At 40.1% G+C, this 8,159-nt stretch carries 7 protein-coding genes; 6 read left to right on the top strand and 1 reads right to left on the bottom strand.

Annotated features, from left to right (window positions below):
* Positions 1-223 precede the first annotated feature (223 nt).
* The 6 genes from IQ246_RS27455 to IQ246_RS27430 all read left to right on the top strand — a co-directional run bounded on the left by IQ246_RS27455 (position 224) and on the right by IQ246_RS27430 (position 6,179).
* Positions 224-1,189, top strand: coding sequence for a Gfo/Idh/MocA family protein (locus IQ246_RS27455; protein WP_194006453.1), 966 nt, complete (start codon positions 224-226; stop codon positions 1,187-1,189).
* Positions 1,182-1,763, top strand: a complete 582-nt coding sequence (locus tag IQ246_RS27450) for an acyltransferase (RefSeq protein WP_194006452.1) — start codon at positions 1,182-1,184, stop codon at positions 1,761-1,763. The genes IQ246_RS27455 and IQ246_RS27450 overlap by 8 nt, the downstream gene beginning before the upstream one ends.
* Positions 1,760-2,965, top strand: a complete 1,206-nt coding sequence (locus IQ246_RS27445) for a DegT/DnrJ/EryC1/StrS aminotransferase family protein (RefSeq protein WP_194006451.1) — start codon at positions 1,760-1,762, stop codon at positions 2,963-2,965. The genes IQ246_RS27450 and IQ246_RS27445 overlap by 4 nt, the downstream gene beginning before the upstream one ends.
* Positions 2,966-3,188: 223 nt before the next feature.
* On the top strand, positions 3,189-3,998 hold the full coding sequence (locus tag IQ246_RS27440) for an ABC transporter permease (protein ID WP_194006450.1): 810 nt from the start codon (positions 3,189-3,191) through the stop codon (positions 3,996-3,998).
* Complete coding sequence (locus tag IQ246_RS27435; protein WP_194006449.1) at positions 3,999-4,730, top strand: ABC transporter ATP-binding protein; 732 nt, start codon at positions 3,999-4,001, stop codon at positions 4,728-4,730.
* A 279-nt stretch (positions 4,731-5,009) separates the two neighbouring features.
* Positions 5,010-6,179 carry a glycosyltransferase gene (locus tag IQ246_RS27430; RefSeq protein WP_194006448.1) on the top strand — a complete coding sequence of 390 codons (1,170 nt, stop codon included), beginning with the start codon at positions 5,010-5,012 and terminating at the stop codon, positions 6,177-6,179.
* A 214-nt stretch (positions 6,180-6,393) separates the two neighbouring features.
* On the opposite strand, the gene nadB is transcribed toward IQ246_RS27430, so the two are convergent.
* Entirely contained in the window at positions 6,394-8,121 is a 1,728-nt protein-coding gene (gene nadB, locus IQ246_RS27425; protein WP_194006454.1) for an L-aspartate oxidase, read from the bottom strand.
* Between the last annotated feature and the right edge of the window lie 38 nt (positions 8,122-8,159).

Here is an 8,159-nt window from a genome sequence, read left to right as displayed (position 1 = left end):
GGGCATGGGGCATGGGGCATGGAGTGAATAATACTAAATTTCCTTAAAATTATGCTTTTGATCTAAGCCTGGAAAAATCCAGACTAGATTTAACTTTCTTAATTACGAATTACGAATTGGTATTGTTCATTATTTTTTGGAAAAAAGATATTAGAGAGTGGCGAAAGTCACCCGCAATTATGGTAATGAACTATCTATTAGAAAATAAGCTGTAGGCACAAAAATGACAGTGATAGATTCGACAAATAACCAAGTAATTGTGGTTGGAGCTGGAAACTGGGGCAAAAACCTGATACGTAATTTTTATGGATTAGGAGCATTGTTTGGTGTTGCAGAAGCTCATCCTGCTCTACGAACAGCGATCGCCACAACCTACCCAGATATTGCTACTTATGCTGACTTTAAGGAAGCCCTGGAAAGCGATGTGTCAGCTTTAGTGTTAGCAACTCCTGCACCAACGCATTATGAATTAGCAATGGCTGCGTTAGCAGCAAAGAAGGATGTGTTTGTAGAAAAACCCATGACACTGCGAACGAATGAAGCGCGATCGCTTGCTGAATACGCAGATCAGCAAGGGCGGATTTTGATGGTGGGTCATCTTTTATTGTACCAACCTGCGATCGCCTGGATGCGGGATTATCTAGCAAGTGGTAAGGCTGGGAGGGTGCTGCACGTCGCTACTCAAAGGCTCAAGCTGGGCAAGGTACGCACAGAAGAAAATGTTTGGTGGTCATTTGCTCCCCATGATGTATCAGTAGTATTAGACCTGTTGGGAAACCCGAAATTGCAACAAGTGCAAGCTCATGGCAACGCCATTTTACAACCAGGCATTGAAGATTATGTGCAAGTTGACCTCCGTTTCCAGAGTGGTCAATCAGCCCAGATAGATTGTTCTTGGTATTGGCCCTTAACTCAACGGAGTACCGTAGTCATTGCTCAAGAGCAAATGCTAGTTTACGATGAAGTCTTGCAAACGGTGACAATCCACCACAAGCATATTGACCAAGATTTAAAGCATCACGATCAAGGAAGCGAACTTGTGGAAGTGGCGGCGTCTGAACCTTTAAGAATTGAGTGTCAACACTTCTTAGATTGTCTGAAAACTCGTGAAAAACCCCGTTCTGATGGTTGGAATGGCGTAGCAGTTGTGGAAATTTTAGAGGAGGCGCAGAAATTTTTACATGGCTAACTATTTTGTGCATGAATCCAGTTATGTAGATGACGGTGCTCAAATTGGCGAAGGTACGAAAATTTGGCACTTCTGCCATATTTTAGGCAAAGCTAAGATTGGTCAAAACTGCGTCTTTGGCCAAAATGTTTTGGTTTCTAATCACGTAGTTGTTGGTGATTACTGCAAAATTCAAAATAATGTCTCTCTTTACGAGGGGGTGATTCTGGAAGACTATGTTTTTTGTGGGCCAAGCATGGTTTTTACTAACGTCAAAACACCTCGCTGTGAGTTCCCGCGCAATACTAGTGATGATTATTTGAAAACCTTAGTAAAACGGGGAACTAGTATTGGGGCAAATGCGACTATTGTTTGTGGTATCACCCTGAATGAGTATGCTTTTGTCGCAGCTGGAGCCGTAGTCACAAAGGATGTCCCATCTTATGCGATCGCCGCAGGAGTTCCAGCAAAAATTATTGGTTGGATGAGCGCCTATGGTGATGTGCTAGAGTTTGACGCTAATGCCTACGCGATCGACTCCACAGGAACCAAATATCAAAAAGTATCAGAAACAGAAGTTATAAGGGTTGCATGAGCCAAACTAATATCCCCGTTCTCGATCTAAAACCTCAGTACGACTCTCTCAAATCTGAGATTCAGGTTGCAATCTCCCGTGTTTTAGAATCTGGTCAGTTCATTATGGGCCCAGATGTGAAGCTGTTTGAGCAGGAAGTTGCTGAGTATTTGGGGGTACGCCATGCGATCGCTGTTAACTCTGGAACAGATGCTTTAGTTATTGGGTTAAAGGCTTTGGGTATTGGTGAAGGTGATGAAGTAATTACAACTCCCTTTAGCTTTTTCGCCACTGCGGAATCAATTAGCAATGTCGGAGCCAAACCAATATTTGTTGATATTAACCCGGATAGTTTCAATATTGACCCAACAGCGATCGCAGCCAGAATTACGCCCCAAACTAAGGCGATTATGCCAGTCCATCTCTACGGCAATCCAGCCGCGATGGCTGCAATTATGGACATTGCCCAAACGTATAATTTAAAAGTAATTGAAGATTGTGCCCAGTCCTTTGGCGCACGCTATTATGGCACTTGTTCAGCTTGTCACCATCAATGTGACGACAGCACTCGTATACAGATTGCTGGGAAACATACAGGAACAATCGGTAATGTAGGAGCCTACTCCTTCTTTCCTTCCAAAAATCTGGGAGCTTATGGGGATGGGGGATTGATTGTTACTAATGATGACCAAGTAGCTGAAATTGCCCGGATGCTACGGGTACATGGAGCGAAGAAGAAATATCACAATGAAGTTTTAGGTTATAACTCCCGCCTTGACACTATGCAAGCAGCTATTTTACGTGTAAAGTTGCCTCACATTGATAGTTGGAATGAAGGCAGACGCTTAGTTGCAAAAAGCTATAACCAGCTATTAGCCGATGTCTCAGGCGTAGTTGCACCAGAATTTGCTGATGGGCATGTGTTTCACCAATATACAATTCGGATTACTAATAGCGATCGTCAAGACGCGCAGCAGCTTATAGCTAGAGACAGTGTGCATCAATATTTAGCTGCCCAAGGTATCGGCACAATGGTTTATTACCCAGTTCCCCAAGATCAATTGCTAGTCTACAAAGGCAAATACCCTGTGAATCCAGTTAGCGATCTATTGGCGAGTCAGGTACTTAGTTTACCAATTTGGCCAGAACTTAATTACGAAACTATTGAGCGAGTCGGAGAAACTATTAGACAAGCTTTAGCTTTGGAAGCTAAGAATGCATAGTAGTACACAATAAATAAAAATTACTTGCTGTAGTTTAATACTTATAGTTTTTTAACTATAAAGTATAAAATTTGCAATTAATAGCTGTTGTATTTAATCTCAAAGTGTTTTTCACAATCACAATAAGTTTTTGGTAGTAGGCTAGCTAATACAGCAAACTATGCTCTAGTAATGTAAAATGCGCGAATAATTTGCCCATAATGTGTAACGGTATGTTAGAAGAATGAAGCTTTCGGTTAAAGGGAATTCAATAACTTGGTTACAAGTGCGGCGCTACTGGGAATTGCTGCATGTCTTGGTAGAGCGGAATCTGAAAGTGCGTTACCGAGGTTCATTTCTAGGAGTTTATTGGTCGCTGTTAAACCCATTGATTATGACAGGGTTGTACACTGCGATTTTTGGAGCAACTTTTGCGTCATATTACGGTAACTCAATCCTAAACTATGTATTGGCAGCATTTACAGGGTTAGTGGTAATCAATTTTTACTCAGCTTCCACCTCACAGGCATTGAGTAGTGTAGTAGGTAATGGCTCATTACTAAATAAAATTCGTTTGCCAATCAGTATTTTTCCTGTATCGATGATTGCAGCGAATGTGTTTCAGTTTGCAGTTGGGGTGTTGCCACTACTGGCAATAATAACTTTCTTGAATTCCAAGAGTCTAGTAAATGTACTGGCTTTACTGTTCCCATTTCTGGCACTAGTTTTAGTCTGTACAGGAGTCGGTTTTATAGTAAGTGCATTGTATGTATTTTTTAGAGATTTACCTTACTTTTATGAGTTAATTGCATTTATGATTTGGGTCAGTAGTCCTGTATTCTATCCAGCAGCTATTGTTCCACCGCAGGTAAAGCCATTTTTAAAATTAAATCCGTTATCACCCATTATTGAAAGTCTACGTCAGATCATATTATCAGGAACACTTCCAGATTTTAATTTGGTTTGGAGTGCCTTACTCAGTGGTGTAATTATTTTGTCATTGGGATGGATTTGTTTTCAATTGTGGCGACATCAATTTATGGATTTGCTGTAAATGGAAGTAATTCGCCTAGATCAAGTTTCGCTGTGGCGACGGACACAAGAAGAATTTTCTTATGACCTCAAGAAAACTCTACTATCTGTTTTGGAGGGTAAATACCGCGAGCCTGCTAAGAAATTGGTGCTAGAGAAAATTGATTTGGTTGTAGAAAGAGGAGAAAAAATAGGTATTATTGGGGCAAATGGCTCTGGGAAATCAACGCTATTAAAGATAATTTCTGGGATTCTTAAACCGACAAGTGGCTCAGTACGAGTGTACGGTCAAATTGCACCCTTAATTGAACTAGGAGCGGGATTTGATCCAGAGATTTCTGTAATGGATAATATTCTCCTATATGGCATATTACTGGGCTTTTCTAGAGCAGAGATGATAGGAAGAGTGCAGTCAATTTTGGAGTTTGCAGAATTGGAAGATTATGCATTTGTACCAGTAAAGGGATTATCTTCGGGTATGGTAGCGCGATTGGGATTTGCTATTGCCACAGATGTACAGCCTGATATTTTGATATTAGATGAAGTGTTATCGGTAGGGGATGAAAGATTTAAAAATAAATGTAAGCAGAGAATAGAAAAATTTTGGGATGTGAATGCAACTGTTTTAGTGGTATCCCATGATTTAAATTTTATTAAACAATCTTGCGAAAAAGTAATGTGGTTAGAAAAAGGAGCAATTAGATTTATTGGAAATGGATGTGAAGCTGTTAAGTTTTATTTAAAAACGACTTAAGTTAAGTAATAAGATAAATCAAAACATCAAAACTAAATATTTATAGCAGGTAATTATTAACAGGCTTGAAAGCCTTTTGATATCTGGGTTTTATGATTAATTGATGTAATTAGCTAACTAGCAACTGCTATAGTAGCCGCCATTGAATGAAAACAATAAAATGAAAAACTCCACCCACAAGGAGATGGAGTTTACCGTAGCTTTCAATAAAATATCAAGAATAGATAATTTATGGAGATAGAAATATCTGCATAATAAAACTAAAGGAGATAACTTCACATGAAAATTGTTCAAATTAGTACTTGGAATGTTCCTTGTGGTATTGCCGGATATACTAAAGGATTAGTTAATGGAATGTTAGAGAATGGTATTACTTGTGCAGTATTACCAATTGAAGAAAAAAATCTTAAGTATATGACAAGAGACGAAATTCAAGAATATTTCCAATCATATATTGAAAGATTAATTGACTATGATGTTATTCACATTCAGCATGAATTTAGCTTTTTTGCAGGATCTTATGGTTTGAATGGCTCAATTACTAATTTTCATATATTTTTAAAAGAAATATTAAAGTTAAATAAAAAAGTATTCGTGACGTTTCATACAGAGCCTTCTTTTTTACAAGAATCATTGCCTGGTTTAATTGGTTTTGGCAAGAAAATTATTAGAAAATTACAATGGAAATATTATATTTCTGATTTATTTCGTTCTAAAAATAGAATCAATGCGATTGTACATACTAAAAAAACACGTCGGATTTTCTTAGATAGTGGCTTTGAAAAAAACTCAGTTCACATTATTAAGCAGGGTGTTACATTTTCTGATCCTACGCCAAATATAAATGAACAAGAAAAAAAAGCATTAAAAAAGCAAATGGGGTTTCCTGATGATGCTGTTATTCTTTCAATGTTTGGATTTATATCTACCTATAAGGGCTATACAACAGCATTAAATGCGCTAAAAGTTTTGCCAGCAAACTATTACTTGTTAATTATAGGTACTTCTCATCCGAATTCTAGTGATCATGCTTTAGATAGAATAATTAAATTTATTGAAACATACAAAAAAACAAGTAGTCGTGTGAAACTAACAGGCTATTTAGAATTTAAAGAGTTGCGTAATTATCACAAGATAACTGATTTTTGCTTGGCTCCCTATGAACCTGAGACAATATTATCTTCATCAGCAGCTCTGACTTGGAGTTTATCATCAGGAAAACCTGTAATTGCGAGCAAAATAGACTTTTTTGATGAACTGAATGAGGAAGCCAATTGCCTACATTTGTTTACACCAGGTTGTGCAGGAGAGCTAGCTTATAAAATTAAAAACTTAACTTTAAGTTATGAAATAAATCAACAATTAGCTACCAATGGTTTAATTTATTGTGAAACTAACCAATGGCGTAATATTGCTAAAGAACATATAAAAATATATGAGAGAATATAAAACCATAATTGGATTTTGGATTTACATAATTATTCCAACGCAGTTCATAAATTGGGATTTATTGTTATTTAAGTTTGCATTATAATATCCATATTTCGCAGATAAATGAAAAATTTCCGGTAATTTTAAAATCCTGATTACAAAAATATTGAAATCTCTACATCAATCTGCGGAATATGATTTACTCTTCTAGCAAAGTGTGGCTAAATAATTTTTAATTGTTTATGAGTGGAGATTTCCACCAGTGATTTGTTTGTACAAGTGTATGGACTTGCCAGTCTGGGTTTGTTTGAGGATAATCTAGGCGGTAGTGTCCACCCCGGCTTTCGGTTCTAAAAGCAGCACTTTTAAGAATTAAATCAGCCACATCTAAGAGATTGCGGGTTTCTGCCCAAAGTCGTAATTGCCGTTCAACGTCTGGGAGGTTGAAATTAGCTGGTTCTTTTGGACGTAAAGAAAGCAAGAATTGACTCAAAGGCAAGGCAGCGAAATCTTGGAAGCAAGATTCTATAGTGGCGATCGCCATTTCCAAACCTGATTGTTCCCGACAAATACCAGCACTTTGCCATACTAAACGTGGTAACTTCTGCCTGAGTGCTTCTAGCTGTGCTTGCTGGATTTGCCACTCACTGGTATCAGCGCTAAATTCCCGCAATGCTAGCATTGGTGTTTTCGACAGTAGTCCAATATCTGCCAACTCAATATTAGCCATCTGTGCTCCAAACACGATACATTCCAGCAGGGAATTACTCGCAAGACGATTTGCTCCATGTACTCCCGTACTGGCAGTTTCACCTACTGCGTACAAACCGGGGATATTCGTGCGGTTCATTAGATCCGTAACAATACCACCCATCCAGTAATGAGCAGCAGGGGCTACAGGAATTGGTTCATTGAAGACATCGACGCCCCAATGCTGACAAACTTTAATAATGTTAGGAAAGCGATGACGAATCTTGTCGGCGGGGATGGGGCGCATATCTAACCACACATGAGCAGTGGCAGGATCGAGGGCGGTGCGTTGCAAATGACTGAAAATTGCTCGACTAACGACATCTCTGGGTGCAAGTTCACCCGCAGGATGGTAATCAAAAGCAAAACGTCGCCCTTCGTTATCGACCAGGTGTGCCCCCTCGCCGCGTACAGCTTCACTTATAAGGAAGCGATCAGCACCTGCTTTGGTAAGGGCTGTGGGATGAAATTGGACAAATTCCAAATCCCGGAGGATAGCTCCAGCACGATATGCGATCGCTACCCCATCGCCCGTACTCACAGCTGGGTTAGTAGTTTGGGCAAATACCTGACCACCGCCACCAGTTGCTAATACCACAGCACCAGCCCGTATCCATGTAATTTGACCTTGATAAAACAGGCTAATTCCCTGACAGCGAAAAGCCGGAGCGGCGGCTTGCGCCGATCTGAACTTTTCAAGACAGGGGTCAGTTTCGGGTTCAATCCACAAACTCAAAGCCAAAGCTTGCTGGATGACTTGAATGTTTTGGCGGCGTAATACTTGAGCAGTCAGAGTGGTGGTGACTTCCCTACCTGTGGTATCGGCGGCGTGGAGGACACGATTACGAGAGTGGGCAGCTTCCAAAGTTAAAGCTAAAGCTTTACCATGACGATCAAAAGCTACCCCTAAGTTGACCAAAGATTGAATGCAGCTAGGGGCTTGTTGAGCGAGGAATTCTACAGCGAAGCGATCGCACAAAAGAGCACCCGCCCGGATCGTATCTTCAATGTGCAGCGAAGGAGAATCTTCCGGAGCAACCGCTGCGGCAATACCACCTTGTGCCCAATCACTGGCAGACAAAGCAACAGTTTCTTTAGTAATTAAGCCGACTCGCAAGGACTCTGGCAGACACAGCGCTGTGTACAGTCCAGCGGCACCAGCGCCGACTACTAAGACATCAAATTGGCTAGGAATATCTATCTGAGGCAAGGTAAGGGGAGAGGGGATAGGGGAGGAAGGGGAGAGGG

Source organism: aff. Roholtiella sp. LEGE 12411 (assembly GCF_015206995.1).
GTDB lineage: Bacteria > Cyanobacteriota > Cyanobacteriia > Cyanobacteriales > Nostocaceae > Komarekiella.
Note: the sequence above shows the minus strand (reverse complement) of the source record. Positions and strands in the feature narration are given on the sequence as shown.

What these genes read in the sequence shown, in the direction of transcription:
- IQ246_RS27450 (WP_194006452.1), top strand. Translation starts at nt 1,182, where the DNA reads ATGGCTAACTATTTTGTGCATGAATCCAGTTATGTAGATGACGGTGCT.
- IQ246_RS27455 (WP_194006453.1), top strand. Translation starts at nt 224, where the DNA reads ATGACAGTGATAGATTCGACAAATAACCAAGTAATTGTGGTTGGAGCT.
- IQ246_RS27430 (WP_194006448.1), top strand. Translation starts at nt 5,010, where the DNA reads ATGAAAATTGTTCAAATTAGTACTTGGAATGTTCCTTGTGGTATTGCC.
- IQ246_RS27445 (WP_194006451.1), top strand. Translation starts at nt 1,760, where the DNA reads ATGAGCCAAACTAATATCCCCGTTCTCGATCTAAAACCTCAGTACGAC.
- IQ246_RS27440 (WP_194006450.1), top strand. Translation starts at nt 3,189, where the DNA reads ATGAAGCTTTCGGTTAAAGGGAATTCAATAACTTGGTTACAAGTGCGG.
- IQ246_RS27435 (WP_194006449.1), top strand. Translation starts at nt 3,999, where the DNA reads ATGGAAGTAATTCGCCTAGATCAAGTTTCGCTGTGGCGACGGACACAA.